This window comes from Deltaproteobacteria bacterium (assembly GCA_016208165.1).
In the GTDB taxonomy this organism is placed as follows: Bacteria; Desulfobacterota; Desulfarculia; order JACQYL01; family JACQYL01; genus JACQYL01.
The window spans coordinates 1-23,115 of the sequence record JACQYL010000084.1; the positions used below are offsets into that span (position 1 = coordinate 1).

Consider the following 23,115-nt stretch of genomic DNA (forward strand, 5'->3'; position numbering starts at 1 on the left):
GTGTGTGACGAGGACGAAGGCTGCCATTCCTTCCCCCTGCTCGTACCGGACGAGCTGAACATCCACCGGCTGGATGAAGTGGTGGCCGACGTACTGGCCGGCTTTATCTACTTCCATACCCGTCAGATCGAAAATCCCGGCACCAAACAGTGTATGATCGCCTACTGGAGAAGCGTGGTCACGGCCAATTCGGGCCTGTACAACTGCGCCACCGGTAACACCATTGCCAACTTCCTGCCCGTTAACGTAAGCTGCAATGATCAAGGGCTTCAAAACACGGTCCCCTTCGGCAACGCACTGCAGATCCTGGGTTGGACCACCAACGAAGGTCTGGGTACCGCGCAAGAAAGCTGGGGAGCCATCTTCCCGCTGATCCGGAAATGCATCTTGGGCGATCCGGCCACCCTGGAAGTCCTTGATTCAATGCCGATTCTTCCTCCCACTTAATGCGTCTGCGCCCAGCGAACTTCTCTCAACGCAGATAGAGTAGGAAGCGAGCCCAAAATAATCGATACCTTCGGAACTCGACAGGAAGCTTCCCAATAGGAGGCTTTCTGTTGTTTCTTTATGGGGGGATTCTACGGGCGACCGTTTTTCCGAACGGCTAACCGACCCGCCGGTAGTGCTCCAGAAGCATATTTTCCTTCGATGCCCCCTCGGTCGAAACAAATCGGCTGATCGGCCACGACATCAGCGCCCGATCGAAGCCCTCATTTCATACCAGTCTCTCCCCCTCTGCTTTCAGATGAGTTCTTTTCTTCCGGACGGGTAATAATTTACAACCAAGCCACAATCTGCTAGAGTCGATCACGTTCGAGCGCTGAGGGCCTGTTTCCGGATCCTGCAGCCAACCTTGGCCCCTGGCCCGCAAATCCGGTCATCGGAAAATACACATTCTCCGAAGCGACCTGTTAAGGGTGATCTGTGAAAGGAGAAACGCGCATGCTGGAAAGCATCTACGAAGACGTGGTAAGAGGAGATCTGAAACGGGTTACGGAACACGTAAAAGCGGCCTTGGAAGCCGGTTTGGACGTAGATAACATCCTCAATCGCGGCATGATAGCAGCCATGGATGAGGTTGGTAGACGGTTTGAGAGCGGCAAGATTTTCGTGCCGGAAATGATCATGGCCGCCCGCGCCATGCTGGCCGGCGTCGATATCATGAAACCTCATCTGCTCAAAGGGAAAGCCGCGCCTTTGGGAAAAGTCGTGATCGGCACCGTTAAGGGCGACCTCCACGATATAGGGAAGAATCTGGTCATCATGATGCTCGAGGCCACCGGCTTCGAGGTTGTGGACCTGGGCATAGACGTACCCGAGTCCCGATTCCTGGAAGCAGTCCGGAAACATAACGCTCAACTGGTGGCCTTGAGCGGCCTGCTGACCACGGCCATGTCCGAGATGCGGGCCACCGCGCAGCTGTTGAACCGGGAACTGAAAAAGGACGGGATCCGGGAGCAAGTGACCGTTATGATAGGAGGGGCTCCGGTAACCCAGTCGTTCGCGGACGAGATCGGCGCGGACCTGTACGCGCCCGATGCCTCCAGCGCCGCCAGAAAAGCCAAGGAACGCTTGCGGAAGGCCTGAACTCTTCCGATTCGGACAAACAGGCAACGAAGAAACAATCCTCAGAGGAGGTTCAACTATGGCTACAGCTCCCGACCGGATGATCATCGCCGCCCAATGCAACGACCATTCCGCCTATCTCGCCGGCGTGCCGTTCGACCGGTTCTATACCGATGCCCGTACCTTTGCAAAAACGCAACTTCTCGTCACCGAATACTACGGTTTCGACGCTCCGAACACCATGTGGGACGGCTACAACATCGAAGCCGAAGCTCTGGGGCAGAAGATGATGTTCAGTCCAAATAAGATGCCGGATGTGGACCGAAGAGAACAACTGCTTGAAAATCCATCCCATCTGGATCATCTGAAGATCCCCGACCCCTACAAATCCGGCCGCATGCCCTGGGTGCACGAGGTCAACAAAACGTACATCGAGCTCACCGGAAGTCCCGCACGAGCTTACTTTTGTGCGCCGTTCAGCCTCGCCGTCAACATACGCGGATATATGAATCTCGTGATCGACATCAACACCAATCCGGAATTTGTCCACCGTCTCTTTGCCTTCCTGTGTGATGATGTACTGGTTCCGTTCATTGAAGCCATGAGGCACGAAATCGGCCGCCCGGACTCGTTGGCCGACGGATCCGACGCCTGGGCCTCCCCTCCCAACGTGAATCTGGACATGGTGGATGAATTCGTCGTTCCCTACACCGAACGCCTCCGCGAACGACTGGGGAAGAAGGTGGTTACCAGAGGTCAGTGGGGCGATGCAAGAAGCGGCGACCCGGAGCGCTTCATGGAGCAAAAACTGAAATGCTGCCCCGGATTTCTTAGCGCGCTGGATCCCGATCTCCACGAATTGGGTCCCCGCCGCATCAAGGACTTCGCCGTGAAGCACAATGTACGTATTGACGCGGGCATCGATGCCACTTTGATCAGAAGCGGCCCCATAGACGCCATTGTCGGGCGAATTCGGAACTATATCGATGTCATGGGGCGAGACGGGAAATGCATCATCTTCCTGAACCATATCCCTTTCGATACACCGCCCGAACACATTCACGCCGCCGTTGCCGCCGTGCACACCTACGGGCGTTTTCCCATAGCGGAAAACCTCGCTGAAGTGCCGCTGAAGATACCTCAACGGGAATCCTTTTCCGAATTCCTTCACAAGAAGGGAGAGACGATCGACTAGGCGGATATGTCGCATCTGTTGGGCTGCACTCGCAGCGCTCGATAACCCAATTTGCCGATGACCTACCTAGCGTCACTATTCACATTCAGTCAGCGGGGAATCCTATGATCGACTTTGCTCACGAGAAAAACCGTTTTGAAAGCGATTGCACGGCCTGCGGGCAATGTGTAACCGTGTGTCCCATCATCCCCTTCACCGGCATCAAGGACGACGATCCGGGGCGCATCATGGCTGCGGTGCTCGACGTATTCCGTCACGGAAGATCGAACGATGTTGCCAATATGCGCATTTACTCGTGCATGAGCTGCCTGACTTGCCGGCCCGAGTGCCCTGAAGATCTCGATCCCAGTCTCGGCTTGAGTCTCGCGAGAGGCATACTCCGTGAAGCCGGCGAACCTATGCCCAGAGGCCTTTCCTTTCTGCTGCCCGAAACCGGGTTCAACCTGATGAAAGCCATTGAAGCGATCCAAATCAAACCGGAAGAGCGCCCCTGGATCACGGACGTAAGGAGCGATGATGTCACCGAAACCGATACGGTGATCTTTACCGGCTGCACCGGCATCATGCAGCCCGATTTGGTGATGACCGCGAGGGATCTCGTTCGACGCGCCGACCCGACGGTCCAGGTTCTGGGAGGGGTGGATTACTGCTGCGGCGACACCAACCTCCGGGCCGGAAATCCGGAAGCCGCCAAAGATCACTTCTATCGCCTCGTGGATGCGTTAGATCGCTTTTCTCCAAAAAACGTCCTGCTTCTGTGTCCCACCTGCAAAGCGTTTTTTGACCTGTATCAGCCTGACACGGATTGGTCCTGGCGTTTCATCACCGAGTTTCTGGCCGAACACCTGGACAAACTCGGGCGCCCCGAAGAAACAGTCGCCACGGTTACCATTCACGACGCCTGCCATCTCACCCGCGGAAAGCATCCCGACCTGGAATCTCCCAGGAAGCTCCTTGAGGCCATACCCGGCATCGAGATCATCGAAATGAAGAACAGCCGCGAAACCACTCTTTGCTGTGGCGGGTCCGCTATGGCGGCCGTTGGAAAGCCCGGACTGGATTTCCGCTCTAAACGTCTCGAAGAGGCGCAGGAAACCGGAGCTGAAATCATGGCGGTCTACTGCCCGGGCTGCCAGTCGGTCTTCGTCCCGGAAATGGCGAAACTTCCCATACGGATCGAGTCCATCATCAAACTGCTTGGACGCTCGGTGGGCGTTTTTCACGAAGACAAACTCCTGAGGTTCATGAGCTATCGCGACGCCGGGAAAGTCCTTTCAGAGGCTGGAGGATGCATCGAAATGAGCGAGCTTCCGAAAGAGAAACTGACGGGGTTTGCTTCCAAGTACTTCAAGTAGACCGTCCATAAACAAGTTGAAACAGCGGCATGGAACATATATATTCTCAGGCCGTTTAGGAGATTATTCAAATACGAATGTATGGACGCCGAATCGTGTGGAAGTTCTTCTGTACCATGACATGGGGAAGTTCCACGCGGACCGGCCTCCGCAGCTCACACGGAAAGGACAAACAGTCATGACACCCCAACAGATGGAACAGGAAGCCCGTGACCTCATGCTGCGAGGGCACCACTGAAGCCAGGCCGTTCTGACGGTCGGTCTGAAAAAACTGGGACTACAGGATGAAGGAAATCTGATTCGAGCCATGGCGGCACTGGGAGGCGGAATCGCATCCTCGGGAGGGCCTTGCGGAGCCCTGACCGGGGGCATAGCTCTTTTAGGTCGACTATTCGGCAAAATCGACCCCGAAGAAAAAGACGATCCGAGGATGTGGAAGGCGGCTTTTAAATTCTACAAGATGTTTCAGAGCGAGATCTGCGGTGAGAAGGGCAGCGTCGACTGCCGGGACATAGCATGCGTGGACTGGCGAGACCGCGAGGCCGCCGCCGGCTTTTACGGCGGCGAAGGTCGTCTGGTGTGCGGAGGCAATACCGGAAGGGCCGCTGGAATCCTGGGAGAGGTCATCGACAGGTATCTGGAAGGATAACGCCTAGAAATGTGGGGCGGGGGTGAAACCCGCCCCTTGTATCTTTAAGATATGGACTGGTTTCCCCTATTTCGAATCCGGCTCATTGTGAAAAAATCGATTCCACGCTTCCGTCTGCTCGCGTCCGATGATCTGGTTGAATCCTCCGAACCAGCGGGATTCACTTTCATCCGCCCCTTGTAATACCTGTCTTCCCTGACCGAGAATGTGATAATAACGCTGCTGGGCCGCGCGGCCCGCCAACAACGATCCGATGCAATACAGTGCGATGTCAAAGCCCATGTCGTGGAGTTCTTTCGGGCTTTTGTACGGCGTCTTGGGACTTCGCTCGATCATATTGGCCAACACGCCGCTGGGGCTGTTCTTGAATTCAGCCGCCACCCGGCGCAGTTGGTCTTCGTCTTCCGGAGCTTCCACAAATAGAATATCGGCTCCAGCCTCGGCATAGGCAAAGGCGCGGTCCATGGCCGCTCTGAATCCCTCGACGGCGATGGCGTCGGTGCGGGCCATCACCGAGAAATCTTCCTGCTCTCTGGCGTATGCCACAGCGGGACGGACGCGGAGCCGGATCATTTCTTCGGCCGATATCAGCTGCTTGCCCGTTCCACCCGCCCCTTCCATATGTCCGCAACTTTTGTTCACATTCTGCTGATCTTCCAACTGGATATACTGCCCCCCCTGTTTGTGGATCTGTCTACAAGTCAGGAGAATGGAAGAAGGCTCTACTCCGTACCCCGTGTCGGCATCCACTCCAATGGGAAGCGCCGGATTTCCGGTCTGTAGGGCGGCCATCCACGTAGCCTGCTCGATAATGTCCGTCTGCCGAACGATTTCAGTGCGCAGGATGTACCCCATGTCCGGTAGACCATGCATGGCGGCGCACAGGTAACCGGAGACAAAGGTGACAAACCCGCCTATGAAGTCCGGCACGGCCTCCTGTTCATACAGGCTGTAAACCGAGTGGTGCAGTTGGCGGGCTTCGGCTCCGTTGGCCACTCCGATGGCCACCAGAATACGTTCCCCTTTTTCTCTCATCAGTTTTTTGAAACCGATGCGTTCCAAGCCGAATGAGGGTGTTTCCATCAAGATATCCTACGTGTCTTCAGAATGAGCGTTCACAACTTCCAGGGCCCGTTCGAGGTCCTGCAAACGGAAAATACAAATCGCCCTATCCATTTGAGGGTGTGCGGACGCGTAGAGGTAGTCGATATTGATCCCGTTCTGACTCAACAAGGCGGCTACCCTGCCGGTGGCTCCGGGATTATTGTCCAATTCCACCACGAGCACTTCTGTGTCAATAACCCGAAAGCCTTGTTTTTCCAGAACCGATTTGGTTTCTTCCTGTCTCTCCGCCACGATTCGCAGCACCGCTTCCTCCACGGTATCGATGGCGCAGATGGCCAAAAGGTTGATGGATTCCTGGGCCACCACCGCGCACAATTCGGCAAGGGCGCCTACACGGTTTTCCAGTGATACGGAATACTGCCGCATGACCTGGGCTTTCTGCTTCAATTCCACGGGCCTGTTCTCCATTTTTACAGGTTTGCCTCATTAAGAGGCAGGGTCCCTTTGATGTCAAGCAGGATCTTAGAGGAAACGAGAAGAAGTCGGTTCAGGCTGCATCGCAACCCCGACCACGCTGGAAGGAAATGAATAAACAAGGAGTTATGCGTTTCAACGGGATGTGATAGGGCCGATAGTTCTTGACGTTTGGCGGATGAAAGGGTATGGTCATAGTTGCTTGGGAGTGCATAGGCTGAGAGCCGATTCTTCGGCAACCCCTAGAACCTGATCCGGGTAATACCGGCGTAGGGAAAGCATAGATAGCGTCCCCATCGAACGTGCTTTCGACTAACCGCCTTCGGATTTCCCTTCCTGGAGTCCCGCAAACGCGGGGTGCGGCAGTTCAGCCACACGATATGCCCGGCAACTCAAGCTGTACCGAATGTATGCGTGCTTTGCACCATGCGAAATCGGTCGTTTACCAGAGGACCGTCCGTCCGGTCTCATGGTATACGAGGCACTCTGTTTGCGACCCCGAGGGGCGGATGTTCGCCCTGTAACTCTAACCGGAAAGGCCGGGGCAGGACTCTGTTCCGCCCACGGCTCGATGTCGGCCGGAAGGCTGTACATCCCTTTCACCCGGAGGAAGCATGACACAGATCGAAATGGCGAGAAAAGGCGTATTGACGGATGAAATGAGAAGCGTGGCCATATCGGAGGGTAAGGACCCCGACGAAATCATGTCTCTCGTCGCGCAAGGCCTGATAGCGATTCCTGCCAACCGGAATCTCAAAAAGCCGCAAATCAAAGGTGTCGGTAAAGACCTATCCATTAAGGTCAATGCCAACATCGGCACTTCATCCGATCAGGTGGACCTGGACATGGAACTGAGCAAACTCAAAGCCAGTGTGGAAGCCGGGGCGGATACGGTTATGGATTTGAGTACGGGCGGGGACATCGGCTGGATCCGAAAACGAATCACGGAGGCGACTCCCATTCCTCTGGGCACGGTCCCCATTTACCAGGCTGCTGTTCAAACGACCCGGGACGACCGGGGGATTATTCACATGGATCCGGATGAAATTTTCGATGTCATCGAACAGCAGGCTCGGGAAGGCGTGGACTTCGTCACGGTGCATTGCGGAATCACCACCTTGGCCTTGGAAAGACTTCGAGCCCAGGGGCGCATTACGGATATCGTCAGCCGGGGCGGCGCCTTTTTGGCCACATGGATGTTGTACAACAAGGAGCAAAATCCTCTCTACGCTCAATTCGACCGGTTGCTGGACATCGCCTACGAACACGATGTGACGTTGAGCCTCGGCGACAGCCTTCGACCCGGCTGCCTGGCCGACGCCACCGATCATGCGCAGATTGAAGAACTCATTGTGCTGGGGCAACTGACCAAGCGCGCTTGGGGCCACAATGTGCAAGTCATGATCGAAGGGCCCGGACATGTGCCGTTGAACCAGGTCGAGATGAACATTCAGTTGCAGAAACGTCTCTGCCACGGCGCCCCGTTTTATGTGCTGGGACCTCTCGTAACGGATATTGCATCAGGGCACGACCACATTGCGTGCGCTATCGGCGGAGCCGTGGCCGGAATGGCGGGAGCGGACTTTCTCTGCTATGTGACTCCGGCCGAGCATCTGGCCCTGCCCGGTGTTGAAGATGTGCGGGAAGGTGTCATTGCATCCAAGATAGCGGCCCACGCGGCGGATCTGGCTCGAGGCAACAAACTGGCCTGGGAGAAAGACCTTGCCATGGCCCACGCGCGCAAGACGTTGGACTGGGATAAGCAGATTGCCCTGTCGCTGGACCCACGGAAAGCCCGCGCCTACAGGGAGAACAGCAAACCGAAGTCCGAGGAAGAAGCGTGCACCATGTGCGGTCCCTTCTGTGCGATCAAGCTCGTTCGGGAGTATTTCAACGATTCGGAAGCCTCCGGATGCGCATAGACATAGGCTGAATCCGTTGACATCGTTTCCTCGGTGTACGGAAGATCCTCCCTGTATCAAAAAGGAAGCCGCACCGTCTTAGACCGTGCGGCTCATGTTTAAGCAACCGGACGGGTGTCTGCGGGAAACTCTCTTGATTTCCCCCGGTCGAGCATAGAGAATCGGGGCAAGGAACGGAACCGTCGAAACCCAATGTGTCTCCCTGCGTTCACTAAATCAGCCTGCGCCTCGTTCCAATAGGCCGGACAGAGATACCTCTGTGTATGTCCTTCATTTTTGGGCGTCGCCGATCAGGGCCTTGGTCATAATCTCCGACATTTTGGCCGGATCGTGGGGACAACCGGCGATCTTTATCGCGTTTTCAACATCCTTGTTCGCTTTAATTGCACATTTGCCGATGAGAACGACACGCTCCGAATCGCCGCTGGGCTTGACATCCACGCCCATAATCAATTCCGCCCCGCCGATGGCGGCGCCTTTGTTGGACCTGCAAAAATTCATCGCTCCGGCCCAGGCGTTGAAACCGCATGCCGAGCAGACGCCGTCCCCATAATAGGGCATCGACATGCCCGTTACTGCGAATCGTTCCATAAGATCGTCCAGCCAAGCGGTTATGTAATCCAGCTCCATGCGGTAATCGGCCGGATTTTCGCCCACGATGGTGATATCTTCGAGGTTCAGGGATTGACCCGTTAACTTGGCATAGTGAGCAATGTGCGGTACATTGTCTGCTTTGTATCCGAGTAAATGGCTGCCCACCACATCGCACTCCAGCCGATTCGTGCTCGCCAGAATCAGTCCCATTTCCCTGACCTGGTCCGGTTTCCCTGTGGGGGTCGGGCCTATTTCGGTTGCGGTCAACGCGTCGACCACGTTCAAATGACAGGGAATCAATCGATTGAATTCGGCAATGGCCATGGTGAGACCCGCTTCTATATGGCATTTCTTCTTGGACTCCATAGCCAGGCAGCCCTTCAAATTCTTCAGGCACACGGTCGTAATCGTCTGATTGTGCGTCTTGAGCAGGGGCGCATTGATGACGAAATCCGCCGCGAACACAGCCTCTGCAATCTCGATCTCCGTACCGTTGCTCAACGTAAACGTCCGGTAGGGGCCTTTATTCATATCGATAAGCGGAACGTTCTCTTTCTCGGCCAGAGCCTGCAGTCCGCTCCAGAGAAACGCTGCGTTGGTATCCAGCTTCAAGGTGGGAAGCTCGACGGAACCTTCCGCGATAACAACCGATTTAGCTCCCTTTTCTCTCACCAGCCGAACGATCTCGCCCACAATTTCGGGAGAAGTGGTAATTCCCCGGCATGACACCTTTGGGGAACCGCCCATAACCACGTTGGGTTTGATCAAGACGTTCATCCCCGGTTTGAAGGATTGCCAACCGTCTATGGCATCGATAGCCTCCGCTATAGCGCTCGGACCCGTCCACTTGGTTACTGCAACACTCATGTTCCTCTCCCTGTATCTAAGAAAAAAATCAAAACGCCACCGGTCGATATCTATCCATCCGCGACCGACCCGGCCGTTTGGTCCGGCATATGTCGTTGGAAAGCGCCCGAACTGCCGGAACCCGATGCTCAGGAACCATCCGCTTTACGACCGAATCCTTAACCGCCTCCCCGCAAGACCGACACAACAAGTGACAAAGTGCTTTCCCGGAGCCCCCGCTGGGAGCACGCTTCGGAAGATCAGGCGATCTTGCGAACCTCGCACAATTCCGAAGAAATCAGCGCAGCGCCTAAAGCGCCAATGATCTGCGGCTCCGGAGGCACCAGGATAGGCCGCCCCACCTTATCGGAAAGCTGTGACACAACCCCCACATTCTTGGCCACCCCACCGCTCATCACAATCACTTCTTCCCCGACGGCGCCACGGATTTTGGACTTCAGCAGCGAGTAAACCCGATCCACGATTCCGGCGTGAATGCCGGCGAGCAGGGCCTTAAGCGGAGTCCCCTTCGATATTTGGGATATCACTTCGCTTTCAGCAAACACGGTGCAGGTTGAGGACGTTTCCGCAATGAAGGGCGCTTCAAGAGACAAAGGACCCATGTCAGACAAGTCTACCTCCAGGGCGTGGGCCATCACCTCGAGAAATCGGCCCGACCCCGCCGCACACTTGTCATTCATGGCAAAGTCCGTCAATTTCCCGTTTTCGTCGATCCGGATCACTTTCGAATCCTGGCCCCCGATATCCACAATTACCCTGGCCTCGGGAATCACATGATGGACTCCCCGACCGTGGCACGTGATTTCAGTCACCTGCTTGTCGCTGAACGGTACGTTCATTCTTCCATAGCCCGTGGATGTCAGAAAACAGATATCTTCACTCGTAAGACCGGCCTTTTCCAATGCCTTATTATACACCCGTTCTGCGATACCTTGCGCAGCTCCTGTCGGAATCACCACGTAGCCGACGATATCTTTTCCATCTTTAACGATGACGCATTTCGCGGTTAGGGATCCAATATCAATGCCTGCTGTGTACAACTTGTCTCCTTCTCGCATGACGCGATCTTGCTGATTTCGTTCGAGTCCTTTCGTCCGTCCGACGACTCGACTCCATGCGTTGAACGAATTGAAGTTAGCAATGGGGCTCCGGGTTGTCAATAAAAAGCGTTTCCTCGGAAAGCATGAGAGTGTAAGATGAACGTTAAGCGATTTCGGATACGGAGAACCCCCCGTTGATGTCTGTTTCCACGTTTCAGGAAACGATGAAGGATGATTTCTTCCCTCAACGGATGAACGTCTTTATGGGGGAGCGATCCAGGGCACGGCCGTTTTCGATGTGCCCTGGGGAGCCCTTTTCCCCCTCACCAACACCCTGACAGGAGTCCGACAAATGATGGAGTTCTACGATTTTTTTCAGATCTATTCCGATGAGGATATGGCCCGGCGCCTTAAGATGGACCTTGAAGACCTGAAAAAGTGCCTGGTAAGCGGAAGAACGCCTTGGGAATACCTCATCCCCGCCCTGGTGGAAGCCGGAGCAGCAGTAGAGGTTGTCATAGGCACCATGCAACTGGGTATGGTAAGGGACCGGAGCAAGACCGATCAGAAATCGTGTTTCCGTGTAAAAGCAAAGGTTGACTACAACCAGATGTTGGAACTTCGTAGAAGGAAGATTATTTGATCATAACATTGCCTTTTCAATTTACGGACTGTGGGCTGTGCACGGCATGACAACCAGAAATCCTGTATGAGGTAAGGGAGAATTAGGAGGTTTCAGTGCCAAATAGGGATATAACGGAATACATACATGTAAAAGATAACGATCTATGGATCGAGGATAGGAGTATCCCTGGACTGATCGAACAATACGGCTCCCCGTTATTTGCGACCTCCGAGAAGGCGATCCGCAGTAATGTAAGAAAGTTCTATCAGGCCTTCAAAGACCGTTATCCGGGCAACATCATCGTTTGTGTAGGGATGAAAGCCAATTGGCGCCTCGCTACCCGCAAGATTATCGTCCAGGAGGGGGGCGGGGGAGACGCGTTCGGACTTGGTGAACTGCACCTGGCCCTGTTGGCGGGCACGGACCCTGAAAAAGTCGTGGTCAACGGGCCAAACAAATCGGAGGACGTGTTGCTCGCGGCACTCCACTCCGGCGTCCACATCAATGTGGATGATCTCGAGGAATTGGAGCGGATCACCCTCCTGGCTCGGACGATGGAGAAGACCGCCCGTGTCAGCTTGCGTATTCGCATGCCGCTGCAGTCCCTGAACGGTCGCCGCTTCGTGGATCCGAGATACAAGCCGCCTGGAATCGATGTGTCCAAGTGGGAACGGGAATTCAAGTTCGGAATGGAGCCGGAAGTCCTCATGGAAGCGGTCGGGCGAGCCTTAAACGAAGAGCGCGTTCAACTCGAAGGCATCCACTACCATGGAGGTATTCCTCGACGGGCCGGTTATTCCCGCGAGGAAACGATCGAGTTGATGGATTGGATAGCCGAAATCAAAACGAGATTCGGATGGCAGCCGGCCAGGCTCAACTTGGGTGGCGGCTATCCCAAAGACCGTTACGGTGTCTTCAACCCTCATCCGATCGAGGAACACGCGGAAGCCATTACCTCCACCATCCGGCAAAAAGCCGAGGAATCAGGGCTGAGACTTCCCGACCTGATCCTCGAGCCCGGTCGGTGGTGTCTGGAAGACGCCACGGTATATGTTACTCGCGTGGGCAGCATCAAAGAGGACCGAACACTGACAAACAAGAAATGGGTCTACGTGGACGGCAGCATCAATGAAATGGGCGATCCGTTCGATCCCTTTCAGGGATATCACCCCGTCGTCATCGCCAACCGGGCGGACGCCTCCAACGAACACGTGGTGGATATCTGCGGGCCTTTGTGCAATGCGGCCGATATCCTGGCCTCCGAAAGGCCCATTCCAAGAGTGCAACGTGGTGACTTGATCGCCTTCCTGAGCATGGGCGCCTATAACGAAGCATTCTCGAATCAGGCGAACGCCATGCCGCGGTCCGCTTCGGTATTGGTCAACGTCGCCCGTTCAGATCTGATCCGGCGCAGAGAAACCGTCCAGGATCTGTTCAGTCGGGATTTGGTGCCTTTCTGGCTGCTGTAGGTTCCGAGCCGGATCGAATCGCTGACACGTTCATGGATCCTCCACCGGGGACCCTCTCGAGCGCAGTCTTACAGGTAAGAACCGGGCGCGCCGTAAACTCCCTGTTTGGATTTCGGACCCCACCTCGAAGTCCATGGGCGGGCGCGAGGTTTTTCCGGCGTTTTGACTTGACACCTCCGGGTCCGGCAAGGAATATGGCTTGGCTGTAAATCGGCTGCCTGATGGTTAGAAACAGCATTTCACTTCCAGACGAGGAGAGTCTTGAGCAAACCGAATACGAAACTTCTGCCCATCTTTTCTTTGTGTTTTTGCGCCAACATCATCTGCTTTCTGGATCGCGTCAATATTTCCATAGCCGCGCCGTTCATCATGAAAAGTTACGGATGGAACGAAACCCAAATGGGAGTGGTTTTTTCTTCTTTTTTTGCCGGTTACGTTCTTTTCATGATCCCGGGAGGGATTCTTGCGGACCGGCTGGGAGCCAGAAAGGCCTTAGCCGCCGGCATTGCAATGTGGTCATTTTTTACACTACTGACCCCGTTTTTCAGCCGGATCTGGTCCTTGTCTCTCTGCCGCTACATGGTCGGGACGGGCCAGGGAGTAAATTTTCCCTGCATCAACAATCTGATTGCCAACAGCGTGCCCCTGATTCATCGAGCCAAGGCCCAAGGTTTCACTCTTTCGGGCATCACTCTCGGCACGGTCATAGGCTTCCCCCTCGGATCCTGGATCATCGGGATGTGGGGATGGCCCGCCGTTTTTTACGTGTTCGGCGGCTTCGGTTTCATTTGGATCTTTTTCTGGCTGCGAATCGTACATCGAGAGATCCGGGACCTTTCCGACGCCTCTTTCCCTTCACGGACTCCGATCCCATGGAAACGCCTGCTCGGTCACCCCTCGAGCGTGGGCCTGGCGCTTTCCTATTTCTGTCATAACTATTCGGGATACCTTTTCATGGTCTGGATGCCCACGTATCTGATGAAGGTCCACGGCTTCTCGATCACGGGCACCGGAATCGGCGCGGCGGTTCCGGCCCTCGCCTCCGGCGTATGTATGAACCTGTCCGGCTGGTTCTCCGACTACTTGATCAAAAAAGGATGGTCCCGGGAATTCAGCCGCAGACTCCTGTTGTATACCGGAATGGGATTTTCTGGAGTACTCTTGCTGGGGCTGATCTGGATCCGGGATCCTTACCTGGCGGTAGGAGCCATGACGCTGTCATCCGCGTTCAAAGCCCTCTCCACACCCGTATACTGGACCCTGGCGGTGGATATGGCGCCGCGGCACGCAGGGATTCTATCTTCCATCATGAATACCTCCGGCAATGTCGCGGGCATTGCGGCTTCCATGCTGACCGGTTGGATGTTATCGTACTTCTCGAGTTGGGATCCGGTGCTTCTGACTGCATCCGGCATCACCTTATCCGGCGTGGCCATAGCCATTCCCACGATTCGGTCTAAAGAAGTCACCTGAACAAGAACGTGAAACGTCGTTCGGAGGAAAAAACCCGAGCAGAGGGGTCTTGTGTGGAGAATTCAGTCCGGGCCTTCAGGATCGAAACCTCGCCGGCCGGTCCGTTAACCTCGAGCAGGCCTCGAAGCCCTGAATAGGTGGGGATCGGGGCTTCGCCTTCCGAGCCAAGCCCCATCGCGTGTTATGGATTCATCCGCACTCTCCGGCCTTCTATTTCCAGGACGGTCTTCGAATAGGTCAGTTTTTGGACGATCTTGCCGTCTTTAAAATGCAGCACATCCACGCCGCGCCTTCGTTCAGCCTGACCTTCGAATCCCTTTTCCATCGAGGGCCACTCCAGGGTCCAACGGTAGAGCGCTTTCTGTCCCCGTTCGTCAACAAAGGTGTCTTCTTCCGTAAAACGGAAGTTCCCGTGGTTCCGGAACCAATCCGACCAGGCGTTTCTCAGGTTTTCCTTGCCCCTGGCGTTTCCACCCGTCCAGTTTTCGAAATAGATGTCATCGTGAAACAGCGCCATGACTCCTTCCAGATCATGACGGTCCCACGCCCGGTTCCATTCCGCCAGTCTTCCGAGGATCTCTTCTCTTCCAAGCACGACATCACTCCTTCCGAACGTCAAACAGCCTTGCCGACATAAACAACACGTTCCATCGCTTTCGGGCGAATCGCTAAAACAGCCGAACATCGTCCGGTCCCTCGCCGAGCCTCCAAATCCGGCTCCAGCCAAACTCTTCCTTCCGGCAAGACGATTCTCCCTCCGGCGGCCCCGCCGCAAGAAGATCAACCAACCGGCGGATTTGTCTGCACACCGTCCGTCGTGTATCGGTTTATGGTCCATCCGATGGGTCTGAGACCCCGTCCCCGAAACGGCGCGGTTGCTCCGCCGGCGTGCAACGTCCACGCTAGGACGATCCCTAGTCCGGAAGGGGGCAAGAAGCTCCGCTCACCAGCTCGATCAAGACGCCTCCCGTGTCTTTCGGATGAAAGAACAGGGCCTTCTCGAAGCACGGGGTGTATTGGGGCGCTCCTGTGACCGCTCTAAGCCCTTTCTCTTGCGTGAAGAAACGGTAGGCCTCTTCCATATCGTCCACTATGTAGCAGATGTGATGAAGCGTGCCCGATCCGCGTTCTTTCAGGAATTTTCCGAGGCCGTCATCTTCCAAAGGTCTGACCAGTTCCACGTACGTGTTGTTGAACGGGTAGAAGCTGACTTCCGCTTTGAAAGCATCCACCACGTAGCGTGCGCTTTCACTCGAGCCAAAAGTGTTCTCGTAGACCTTTTTCGCCTTGTCGATATCGTCGACCACCACTCCGATATGGTGCACTTGAAGCTTCATGTTCAAATCCTTTGCTGGTATTTCAATGCGGTTAATATCCATACGGATAAGAATCTCTATTAATCGTATAAATTCCGAACCGTTTTCTGTCAAGGTATACCGGGTTGAACGCCGCCTTTTGGGAAGACGGCAACGACCCTCCTTTTCGCGTGTAACCGGCGCCGAATCGAGTGTGGAACCTCGGACATTCTCCAACGTCCCTCCCATTGCCACGATGCTCCCCAAGAGACCGAGGATCGATCCCCTGGGAACGCCGAGCCCCAGCTCGGCCTACCGGTCTTGCCTCGATGCTCGCCAAGAGACCGAAGTTTGATCCCTTCGTAGAAAGCCTCCACGCCGTCATGCCGGACTTGCTCCGGCATCCAGAACTATTTGAAATCGCTGGATTCCGGCTTTCGCCGGAACGACGTAAAATGGCCGTTTTCGACTTTTTACGAAATCATCAAGATTCATGATATTCAGTCACTTGCTATTCGGAGACAGCGCGGGCGGGAACGGAATTCCGACGGCCTTCGAGGTGTAAGATAGACTTGATTTTCTATACAATAGGTGGTATCCGGACTTTGGATGATAGCGACATATGGTATTCCCCTTGCTATCGGCGGTAACCGACGGTAGGGTGTCAGAAGTCATCCACAGTTTTTTCAGAGGGTTACGTCGTTTCCGCGCCGCAACCCGGGGGGCGGAACCGGTGAACGGCTTACAGGCCACGTAAGACCGTGATGTTCAAAGTGGATGTTTTAACCTAATTCAATTAAGAGGAATCGAGGAGGCAATGATGATTGGAAGGCGCAGTTTGCTTTTCGCGGCTTTGCTGGTTCTTTTCGCTTCACTGTTTTTTGTAGGCCCGTCTCAAGCTCAATATCAAGGCATTTGGAAGGACGACAATCCGACGCCAAGCTATACCTTTTATGTCCAGCATTATTCTTCAGGCGCCACGCTGATCATCTATGCCACGGATGCAAACGCCATGTACGCGTTTTTGGCCGATCTCACGGACACCACGTTTGAAGCCGATTCAATAGAACCAGCCGCATCGAGAAAGCTGCGTATTACGTTCATCAACGAGAGCCACGCGGCAGCCGGTATAATGGATAATACCTCAAACCCGCCGACGTCCATCGTCCCGGCCATCCCCATTCACAGGGAATTCACCGCCATTCGAACCATGCATTCGGGATTGTGGAAAAATACGGCCGGAACGCTCACTATGTACGTCCAGGACTACGAAACCGGGTCTTCTATCATTGTATACTCGATGGACGGGACTGAATTTCACGTTTTCCTGGACGAGATCGATGGCTTTGTGTTCGATTCCTCGAATCTGTGGGATCAGTCTGAAGAACTGAGCATGGTGTTTTCCAGCGAGACCACTGGAACCGTATCGGTGCAACCCCTTTCGGGTATCACCCAAACCAACGCCGACAATTTCACCTACACCGTTACTAAAACGTTCTATCCCGGAAATCTGGACGTGAACTTCCAAGCCGCCCCTCGAGCCGGATCGGCTCCTCTCGAGGTACAGTTCACCGACCTTTCCACCATTGCCTTCTCGGAGTGGAGCTGGGAGTTCGAGTCGGGCCAGACCAGCGACGAGCAGTACCCGATTCACACGTACACCACACCGGGCACGTACGACGTCATCGTGACCATGAGCGATGGTTTTTTCAGCACCACCGTACTGGCGAAGGATTGCATCCAGGTTAACACCCAAACCAATCGAACGATTTCCGGCTATGTCCGACTGGATGGCGTTGGATTGAGCGGGGTAGAAATCAGTCAAAGCCTTGGCAGTCCCGCAACCACGGACGGGACCGGATTCTATTCACTCGACGTGCCTCACGGATGGAGCGGAACTATTACCCCGTCCAAGGTCGGATACTCGTTCACACCGCAGGAAGCAGCTTATGCCGATCTCACGCAGGATATGACTCAGGATTTTGCCGCCACGGCGGACTTGCTGACCGTCGCCGGAAAAGTGCAGGTGCCCCGTTTGACCGAACTTTACGGGGTATCGGGGGTCACGTTAGCCTTCAGCGGTCTGTCGGGCGCCGCAACCACCGACAACGAAGGAACCTATTCCATGCAGGTTCCCTACGGGTGGACGGGCGCCGTAACTCCCACCAAACCCGGCTTCACATTTCTCCCCGAATACAAAGAATACCCTCAGGGAGTGACTCAGGCCCTTTCGGAGGAGAATTTTGCAGCCACTGAACCTGTTATCATCCTATCCGGGCATGTTTACGAGGGTGCGGGTTCCGAGACCGGGCTGGCGGACGTCACCCTGGTGTTCAGCGGTCTGACCGGCAGCGCCAAGACGGACGCCGACGGCTACTATTCCAAACAGATGCCTTACGGATGGAGCGGAACAATCGTACCGTCAAAAGACGATTACCTCTTTGATCCGACGCAGATCGACTATCCGAACGGAATTACGTCAAGCCGGACGGACCAGGATTTTACCGGAATATATTACTCGCCTGGGAAGATAACGATTTCCGGAAACGTATTCCTCGGTGGAGGAGTCGTTCCCATGAGCGGCGTTACCGTGGTGTTTACCACTACGGGAAGCATCACCACGACCACGACGGACGCTTCCGGGCATTATTCCAAAGAGGTCTTGTACGGTTGGTCGGGGATAGTGCAACCCGAAATGGAGGGCTACCATTTCACACCCACCAGCGAGTGGCCGGTTCACCTGATTACCGACACCACCTATAACTTCCAGGGCTGGATGGACTATAACTGATCCGGTACGAATAAATCGCCCACGCAGCTTGGGACGGGTGGAGGGAATGCGCGATTCCTCTCCACCCGCCGGCCGGGTGGCTGTCGGGGGACTCTGCCCGGCGGCGCCGTAAGCACCAACTTCCCCAAGCCAACCGCCAAACCGCACTGGACGTGTTTTCGAAACCCCTACGCTTTCCGTGATCCGGCTGTCAGACTGAAACCATTCTGGAAGGAATCTGTGGAAGGGTTTGCAACGGCCTGTCCCGGCTCTAACGAACCGATATGACCTCTAACTTTTGTACCCCTCCCGGCGATCGAAACTCGACCAGGTCGCCTGCGGCTTTACCCAGAAGGGCCCGGCCCAAGGGAGAACTGTAGGAGATACTGCCGTTGCCTGCATCCGCGTCGTACGGACCCAAAACGAGGTAGCTCTTTTCTTCGCCCGATTGAATATCCTCGAGGATCACTCTGGCTCCAAATACCACCCGATCCTTGGGTGTCGATTCGGGGTCCACTACTTCACAGGTGGCCAATTTGTTTTTTAGTTCATTGAGACGCGCGCGCAGCAAGGCATTAGTCTCCTGTGCCGCGTGATACTCGGCGTTCTCCGAAAGGTCTCCGTGGCCTCTGGCGGTTTCAATGTCTTTGATGTTCTGTGGAATAAGCACTTTGGTAACGTGATCGAATTCTTCCTTTAGTTTTTTGCATCCATCGGGGCTGATGGGTACTCGGTCCATAACGCCTCCTCCCAAACTGATCGACATGCGCGCCGTCTGCGGAGCCGGCCTCGATAACACGTCCGTGTATTTCGCCGGCGCCGAATCTGAATAGAAGATAAAACGCGAAGCGCCGCGCTGAACGCGGCACAAGAAAAAGCATCTTCCGTTCGATGCGAGAGACAATATACGGCACGCCCTTAATGTATCAAAATTGTATGGCCTGCAAAAGGAAAATGCGTACGGCGGGTCCGAAAACTTTTGGGCCGGCCGGGATGCCTTAATTTCCGGCTTTTCCGTTGCGCCGTTTTTCGAATAACCAAGATGGCCGGCTAAGGGGATCCTGTGGTATAACTAATCGGGTTCCGAGTAAAGAGAAAGAGCGATAGTCGGCCCACACCCATCAGGTGGGGAGCTGAAACGACCATGGCCCCTTCACTGGGGACGAAACGTCGAACACTTCGCACAGGGTATCCCCCCTTTCAATTGGCAGGATTCGAAAATGGCGCAGCACGAGAAAACAAGAGGTTTGATCATAGTAAACACGGGTACGGGCAAGGGAAAAACCACGGCGGCCCTCGGAGCCGCATTACGGGCTTCCGGAAACGGCATGCGCGTGATGATCATCCAGTTTATCAAAGGCGCGTGGAAATACGGCGAGTTGGAAGCGATCAAGCATCTACCGAACGCAGAGATCCATCCCCTGGGTCTCGGAATGACCAAACGACATGAAAGCACCGAGCGTGACGCAGCCAAGGCCACGGAAGCCTGGCAACGAGTTCGAACAGAGGTATTCTCGGATAGATACGATCTGATCGTGCTGGATGAAATCAATCTGGCGCTGCACTTTGGCTTCGTTCCCGTCCAGGACGTTCTGGAATTGCTGCGAACTAAGCCGGAGCGCTTACACATCATTCTTACGGGACGTTACGCTCCCGAAGAGATCATGGATATCGCGGACACGGTGACGGAGATGACCGAAATCAAGCACCACTACAAAAAAGGTGTAGCCGCGCAAAAAGGAATCGAATTCTGATTTGGCATTCAATGATCCCGCCATCATACTCGCCGCCTACGGAACCGGCACTCGAGGCATAGACACCTATCGGTCCATGGACCGGTGGTTCGTGCGGCGCTTCGAGGAGCACAGGATAGTTTGGGCGTTCACGTCCGGATATCTGCTGAAATCAACGCAACCGCGGATCCGGGACCAGGTGCTCCCCCTCGAGGATACCGTTCGAAAAGTGCAGGAGTCGGGAGGAAGGTCCTGCGTGGTTCAGTCCCTGCACGTCTGGCCGGCCGAAGAATACCACGGAATCATAGAAACGCTGTCCAACGCGCGGCTTCCACTGGGGATTTCCGTGGGCGCGCCCCTGATCATGGGTCATTCGGATTTCGATCCGGTATTGGACATGTTGGCTCCTGATTTGACGTTTGGGATCAGGGAAGCCGTGGTCCTCGTCGCCCACGGAACCGGTCATTCGGGTATAGCGCTTTACCACGCCTTCGGAAACAGAGTTCGGGAACGTTTCGGTGAAAAGGTTTGGCTGGAGTTGGTGCGGGAACCCGAGAGCGCGGTTGGGCTGCGGGACCGGGCAATTCGATTAGGCGTCAAGCGGATACGTTTCGTGCCCTTCATGATGGTAGCGGGACGGCACGTGCTGAAGGACGTCATGGGAGATCAAGCCGCTTCCTGGCGATCGCAACTTCGGTCCGCGGGCGTGGAAAGCGTCTGTGAAGCCCCTGCCCTCGGATCGCGTCCGGACGTGTTCGAGAAATTCTGCACACGCATCGAGGACGCCGTTTTAAGCTTGACCTCGGAAGGAAATCCCCGTGCCGACGGCCATGTGATCCTGCCCAAAGGACCGATCTCCGCCAACGACACCTCGCGTTGAGAAACTGCACCGGGATCGAGCTTTCGTCCATGTCGGAGGGGCAAGGACCCGTCAGAGCCCGCCCCGCAGGACAGCCCCTTTCTCTTTCATTTCCCGGATCGCCGCTTCCGTGGTGTCCGGCGCCACGCCCCGGCAGAGATCCAGTCGGACCTCGACCGAATACCCCAAGTTTATTGCATCCACAGCCGTGAACTTGACGCAATAATCCGTAGTCAGGCCGAAAAGGACCACTTCCCGGATGCGATCGTTGCGGAGCACTTCGTCCAGCTCCGTCTTTCGTCCTCCGTCGTCGGCAAATCCTGAATATGAATCGTACTCCGGATCCATGCCTTTGCGAACCATCTTCTTGATCCAGATGTCGGGGATCAGGATCTCGGCGCCCGGAGATCCCTGAACGCAGTGGGGCGGCCACAAGATCTGGCTCCTGCCTTTCAGGTCGAGAACCTCGAACGGCTTGGCGCCTGGATGGTTGGTATAGAAACTCACATGATCCGCGGGATGCCAATCCTGCGTGGCGTACACCGGGAGCCCTTCCTGCCACAGCGCTTGAACGGCCCTTTTTACGGAGTCCAAATAACGGGCGTCGGCGCCTGGAACGGCCAGCGAACCGGTTTTGAGTTCCGTGAAGTCTCCCTGCACGTCCACCACCAGAACGCCTTTACCCCCTCGCGCATCGGTATCGCCTGGTTTCGACACAGTCATCCTCCTTTGCTTTGGATCCAGCGACCTGACGGTTCGAAGCCGGCCGGCTCCGCAACCACAAGGCCCACAGGTCCTTCCGGAATTCGATTTCCCTGCCCGCCGCCCGGAAACGCTAGGCGGAAAGGCCCTTCCCCAACTCCAGACCGATTTCGAAGGCCTTCTGATTCAGTTCCAAAAAGCCGGCCGGCGCCCGCTCTTCGATTACTTTCGCTACGGATTCGGGTCTGACAATCTTCGTCACTTCCACAAGGGTCCCAAGGACACACACGTTGAACGCGACGGTGTTGCCAAGTTTGTCCTTAACCGAATCGTACATGGGTGGAGCTATGTGCCTGGCGTCCACCCGAACGTCCCTCTGCACGAAATGGGGGTCCGTGATCAGAAGGCCGCCCGGTCGAATGGTTCCGACATACTTATCGTAAGCCCTTTGACTCAAGCAGACCAGCACCCTGGGTTGCAGTACTTTGGGAAAACGAATCTCCGTATTTGCTATGATCACATCGGCTCTGGCCGATCCACCACGGGCTTCAGGGCCGTAGGTCTGCGTCTGTACGGCGTTGAGGCCTTCGTAGAGAACAGCGGTCTCGGCCAGCATAACGGCCGCGGTGATAACACCCTGGCCACCCGATCCTGAAAAGACAATGGTGAACCGTTCCATGGATTCACCGCCCTTCCCTGGCTGCTTGAATGAGGCCCTCGTACGCTGTGCAAAATTCCGTGCGTTCCTCCTGCACAAAGATGCCTCGTTCGATCAAATCGGGGTTCTTCTGTTTGGCTTCAGATCCCACCGGAACAGTGTTATCCCTGTAGGATCGCAACATGTCCGCGGCCGTGCCCGCTTTCGTCTTGCGGCCGAAATACGTGGGACACTGAGACAGGATTTCCACCACCGAAAACCCTTTGTGCCGGATGGCCTGGGTCAGCAGTTTCTGAAGAGAGCGGACATGATAGGTGGTCCCTCGGGCCGCGAATGAAGCCCCGGCCGCCTTGGCCAGCTCCATGGTATCAAACACTTGCTCGATGTTCCCCAGCGGAGCCGTAGTCGACTTCGTTCCAAAACCGGTAAGAGGCGAATGTTGACCGCCCGTCATGCCGTACGTGCGATTGTTCATGATCAGAGCCGTAATGTCGATATTGCGCCGAGCCGCGTGGATGAAATGGTTGCCTCCGATGGCCAGAGCGTCTCCGTCTCCCATGGCGACCAACAACGTCAGCTCCGGCCGGGCCAGTTTGACGCCCGTGGCGAACGCCAGCGCCCTCCCATGAATGGTGTGCAACGTATGAAAGTCCACATAACCGGAAATCCGTGCGGAACAACCGATACCCGTAACCAGCACCAGGTCGTTCTTGTTGAGTCCCAGCTTGTCTATGGACTGCACCAGGTTGTTCAAGACAATCCCGTGCCCGCATCCGGGACACCAGATATGGGGCATGAACCGTT

The 23,115-nt window shown here is 55.4% G+C and carries 22 protein-coding genes and 1 riboswitch; of the genes, 12 read left to right on the top strand and 10 right to left on the bottom strand.

Annotation, left to right across the window (positions count from 1 at the left end; all coding sequences use genetic code 11):
- The 5 genes from HY788_16485 to HY788_16505 all read left to right on the top strand — a co-directional run.
- The coding region (locus tag HY788_16485) for a hypothetical protein (GenBank protein ID MBI4775742.1) at positions 1 to 447 on the top strand (447 nt) is incomplete at its 5' end.
- Between the two features lie 495 nt (positions 448 to 942).
- On the top strand, positions 943 to 1,587 hold the full coding sequence (locus HY788_16490) for a corrinoid protein (protein ID MBI4775743.1): 645 nt from the start codon (positions 943 to 945) through the stop codon (positions 1,585 to 1,587).
- A 58-nt stretch (positions 1,588 to 1,645) separates the two neighbouring features.
- Positions 1,646 to 2,761, top strand: a complete 1,116-nt coding sequence (locus HY788_16495; protein MBI4775744.1) for a hypothetical protein — start codon at positions 1,646 to 1,648, stop codon at positions 2,759 to 2,761.
- 104 nt (positions 2,762 to 2,865) lie between these two features.
- Entirely contained in the window at positions 2,866 to 4,116 is a 1,251-nt protein-coding gene (locus HY788_16500) for a (Fe-S)-binding protein (GenBank protein ID MBI4775745.1), read from the top strand.
- A gap of 250 nt (positions 4,117 to 4,366) precedes the next feature.
- Positions 4,367 to 4,765, top strand: a complete 399-nt coding sequence (locus tag HY788_16505) for a C_GCAxxG_C_C family protein (protein ID MBI4775746.1) — start codon at positions 4,367 to 4,369, stop codon at positions 4,763 to 4,765.
- A 66-nt stretch (positions 4,766 to 4,831) separates the two neighbouring features.
- On the opposite strand, the gene HY788_16510 is transcribed toward HY788_16505, so the two are convergent.
- Together HY788_16510 and HY788_16515 are read right to left on the bottom strand one after the other, a co-directional pair.
- Complete coding sequence (locus HY788_16510) at positions 4,832 to 5,848, bottom strand: isocitrate lyase/phosphoenolpyruvate mutase family protein (protein MBI4775747.1); 1,017 nt, start codon at positions 5,846 to 5,848, stop codon at positions 4,832 to 4,834.
- Between the two features lie 9 nt (positions 5,849 to 5,857).
- On the bottom strand, positions 5,858 to 6,283 hold the full coding sequence (locus tag HY788_16515) for an amino acid-binding protein (GenBank protein ID MBI4775748.1): 426 nt from the start codon (positions 6,281 to 6,283) through the stop codon (positions 5,858 to 5,860).
- A 215-nt stretch (positions 6,284 to 6,498) separates the two neighbouring features.
- Positions 6,499 to 6,597, top strand: a riboswitch (TPP riboswitch).
- A gap of 321 nt (positions 6,598 to 6,918) precedes the next feature.
- On the opposite strand from HY788_16515, the gene thiC reads away from it, so the two are divergent.
- On the top strand, positions 6,919 to 8,226 hold the full coding sequence (gene thiC, locus HY788_16520) for a phosphomethylpyrimidine synthase ThiC (GenBank protein ID MBI4775749.1): 1,308 nt from the start codon (positions 6,919 to 6,921) through the stop codon (positions 8,224 to 8,226).
- Positions 8,227 to 8,496: 270 nt separating this feature from the next.
- Here thiC and HY788_16525 read toward each other — a convergent pair whose 3' ends face one another.
- A complete protein-coding gene (locus HY788_16525; protein ID MBI4775750.1) occupies positions 8,497 to 9,687 on the bottom strand; it encodes a DUF362 domain-containing protein in 1,191 nt (396 codons plus the stop codon).
- Between the two features lie 239 nt (positions 9,688 to 9,926).
- Positions 9,927 to 10,727, bottom strand: a complete 801-nt coding sequence (locus HY788_16530; GenBank protein MBI4775751.1) for a 2-hydroxyglutaryl-CoA dehydratase — start codon at positions 10,725 to 10,727, stop codon at positions 9,927 to 9,929.
- 352 nt (positions 10,728 to 11,079) lie between these two features.
- On the opposite strand from HY788_16530, the gene HY788_16535 reads away from it, so the two are divergent.
- From HY788_16535 to HY788_16545, 3 genes are all read left to right on the top strand, one after another.
- Complete coding sequence (locus HY788_16535) at positions 11,080 to 11,370, top strand: hypothetical protein (protein MBI4775752.1); 291 nt, start codon at positions 11,080 to 11,082, stop codon at positions 11,368 to 11,370.
- Positions 11,371 to 11,465: 95 nt separating this feature from the next.
- Positions 11,466 to 12,821 (top strand): hypothetical protein, encoded by a 1,356-nt coding sequence (locus tag HY788_16540; protein MBI4775753.1) that lies wholly within the window; start codon positions 11,466 to 11,468, stop codon positions 12,819 to 12,821.
- Between the two features lie 261 nt (positions 12,822 to 13,082).
- Positions 13,083 to 14,294 carry an MFS transporter gene (locus tag HY788_16545; protein ID MBI4775754.1) on the top strand — a complete coding sequence of 404 codons (1,212 nt, stop codon included), beginning with the start codon at positions 13,083 to 13,085 and terminating at the stop codon, positions 14,292 to 14,294.
- A 181-nt stretch (positions 14,295 to 14,475) separates the two neighbouring features.
- Here HY788_16545 and HY788_16550 read toward each other — a convergent pair whose 3' ends face one another.
- A complete protein-coding gene (locus tag HY788_16550) occupies positions 14,476 to 14,889 on the bottom strand; it encodes a nuclear transport factor 2 family protein (GenBank protein ID MBI4775755.1) in 414 nt (137 codons plus the stop codon).
- A 319-nt stretch (positions 14,890 to 15,208) separates the two neighbouring features.
- Positions 15,209 to 15,631: a VOC family protein gene (locus HY788_16555; protein MBI4775756.1), complete on the bottom strand. Its 423-nt coding sequence runs from the start codon at positions 15,629 to 15,631 to the stop codon at positions 15,209 to 15,211.
- Positions 15,632 to 16,406: 775 nt separating this feature from the next.
- Between HY788_16555 and HY788_16560 the strand changes: the two genes are divergently transcribed.
- Entirely contained in the window at positions 16,407 to 18,380 is a 1,974-nt protein-coding gene (locus HY788_16560) for a PKD domain-containing protein (GenBank protein ID MBI4775757.1), read from the top strand.
- A 250-nt stretch (positions 18,381 to 18,630) separates the two neighbouring features.
- On the opposite strand, the gene HY788_16565 is transcribed toward HY788_16560, so the two are convergent.
- Positions 18,631 to 19,098 carry a transcription elongation factor GreA gene (locus HY788_16565; protein MBI4775758.1) on the bottom strand — a complete coding sequence of 156 codons (468 nt, stop codon included), beginning with the start codon at positions 19,096 to 19,098 and terminating at the stop codon, positions 18,631 to 18,633.
- 481 nt (positions 19,099 to 19,579) lie between these two features.
- Here HY788_16565 and cobO point away from each other — a divergent pair, with 481 nt between their 5' ends.
- Together cobO and HY788_16575 are read left to right on the top strand one after the other, a co-directional pair.
- Positions 19,580 to 20,113 carry a cob(I)yrinic acid a,c-diamide adenosyltransferase gene (gene cobO, locus HY788_16570; protein ID MBI4775759.1) on the top strand — a complete coding sequence of 178 codons (534 nt, stop codon included), beginning with the start codon at positions 19,580 to 19,582 and terminating at the stop codon, positions 20,111 to 20,113.
- A 1-nt stretch (position 20,114) separates the two neighbouring features.
- Positions 20,115 to 20,972: a sirohydrochlorin cobaltochelatase gene (locus HY788_16575; protein MBI4775760.1), complete on the top strand. Its 858-nt coding sequence runs from the start codon at positions 20,115 to 20,117 to the stop codon at positions 20,970 to 20,972.
- A gap of 51 nt (positions 20,973 to 21,023) precedes the next feature.
- Here HY788_16575 and pncA read toward each other — a convergent pair whose 3' ends face one another.
- The 3 genes from pncA to HY788_16590 all read right to left on the bottom strand — a co-directional run bounded on the left by pncA (position 21,024) and on the right by HY788_16590 (position 23,107).
- Positions 21,024 to 21,674 (bottom strand): bifunctional nicotinamidase/pyrazinamidase, encoded by a 651-nt coding sequence (pncA, locus tag HY788_16580; GenBank protein MBI4775761.1) that lies wholly within the window; start codon positions 21,672 to 21,674, stop codon positions 21,024 to 21,026.
- Positions 21,675 to 21,786: 112 nt separating this feature from the next.
- Positions 21,787 to 22,332 (bottom strand): 2-oxoacid:acceptor oxidoreductase family protein, encoded by a 546-nt coding sequence (locus tag HY788_16585; GenBank protein MBI4775762.1) that lies wholly within the window; start codon positions 22,330 to 22,332, stop codon positions 21,787 to 21,789.
- 4 nt (positions 22,333 to 22,336) lie between these two features.
- Positions 22,337 to 23,107, bottom strand: coding sequence for a 2-oxoacid:ferredoxin oxidoreductase subunit beta (locus HY788_16590; GenBank protein MBI4775763.1), 771 nt, complete (start codon positions 23,105 to 23,107; stop codon positions 22,337 to 22,339).
- Between the last annotated feature and the right edge of the window lie 8 nt (positions 23,108 to 23,115).

What these genes read in the sequence shown, in the direction of transcription:
- HY788_16490 (MBI4775743.1), top strand. Translation starts at nt 943, where the DNA reads ATGCTGGAAAGCATCTACGAAGACGTGGTAAGAGGAGATCTGAAACGG.
- HY788_16495 (MBI4775744.1), top strand. Translation starts at nt 1,646, where the DNA reads ATGGCTACAGCTCCCGACCGGATGATCATCGCCGCCCAATGCAACGAC.
- HY788_16500 (MBI4775745.1), top strand. Translation starts at nt 2,866, where the DNA reads ATGATCGACTTTGCTCACGAGAAAAACCGTTTTGAAAGCGATTGCACG.
- HY788_16510 (MBI4775747.1), bottom strand. Translation starts at nt 5,848, where the DNA reads ATGGAAACACCCTCATTCGGCTTGGAACGCATCGGTTTCAAAAAACTG.
- thiC (MBI4775749.1), top strand. Translation starts at nt 6,919, where the DNA reads ATGACACAGATCGAAATGGCGAGAAAAGGCGTATTGACGGATGAAATG.
- HY788_16525 (MBI4775750.1), bottom strand. Translation starts at nt 9,687, where the DNA reads ATGAGTGTTGCAGTAACCAAGTGGACGGGTCCGAGCGCTATAGCGGAG.
- HY788_16535 (MBI4775752.1), top strand. Translation starts at nt 11,080, where the DNA reads ATGATGGAGTTCTACGATTTTTTTCAGATCTATTCCGATGAGGATATG.
- HY788_16555 (MBI4775756.1), bottom strand. Translation starts at nt 15,631, where the DNA reads ATGAAGCTTCAAGTGCACCATATCGGAGTGGTGGTCGACGATATCGAC.
- HY788_16560 (MBI4775757.1), top strand. Translation starts at nt 16,407, where the DNA reads ATGATGATTGGAAGGCGCAGTTTGCTTTTCGCGGCTTTGCTGGTTCTT.
- HY788_16565 (MBI4775758.1), bottom strand. Translation starts at nt 19,098, where the DNA reads ATGGACCGAGTACCCATCAGCCCCGATGGATGCAAAAAACTAAAGGAA.
- cobO (MBI4775759.1), top strand. Translation starts at nt 19,580, where the DNA reads ATGGCGCAGCACGAGAAAACAAGAGGTTTGATCATAGTAAACACGGGT.
- pncA (MBI4775761.1), bottom strand. Translation starts at nt 21,674, where the DNA reads ATGACTGTGTCGAAACCAGGCGATACCGATGCGCGAGGGGGTAAAGGC.
- HY788_16585 (MBI4775762.1), bottom strand. Translation starts at nt 22,332, where the DNA reads ATGGAACGGTTCACCATTGTCTTTTCAGGATCGGGTGGCCAGGGTGTT.
- HY788_16590 (MBI4775763.1), bottom strand. Translation starts at nt 23,107, where the DNA reads ATGCCCCATATCTGGTGTCCCGGATGCGGGCACGGGATTGTCTTGAAC.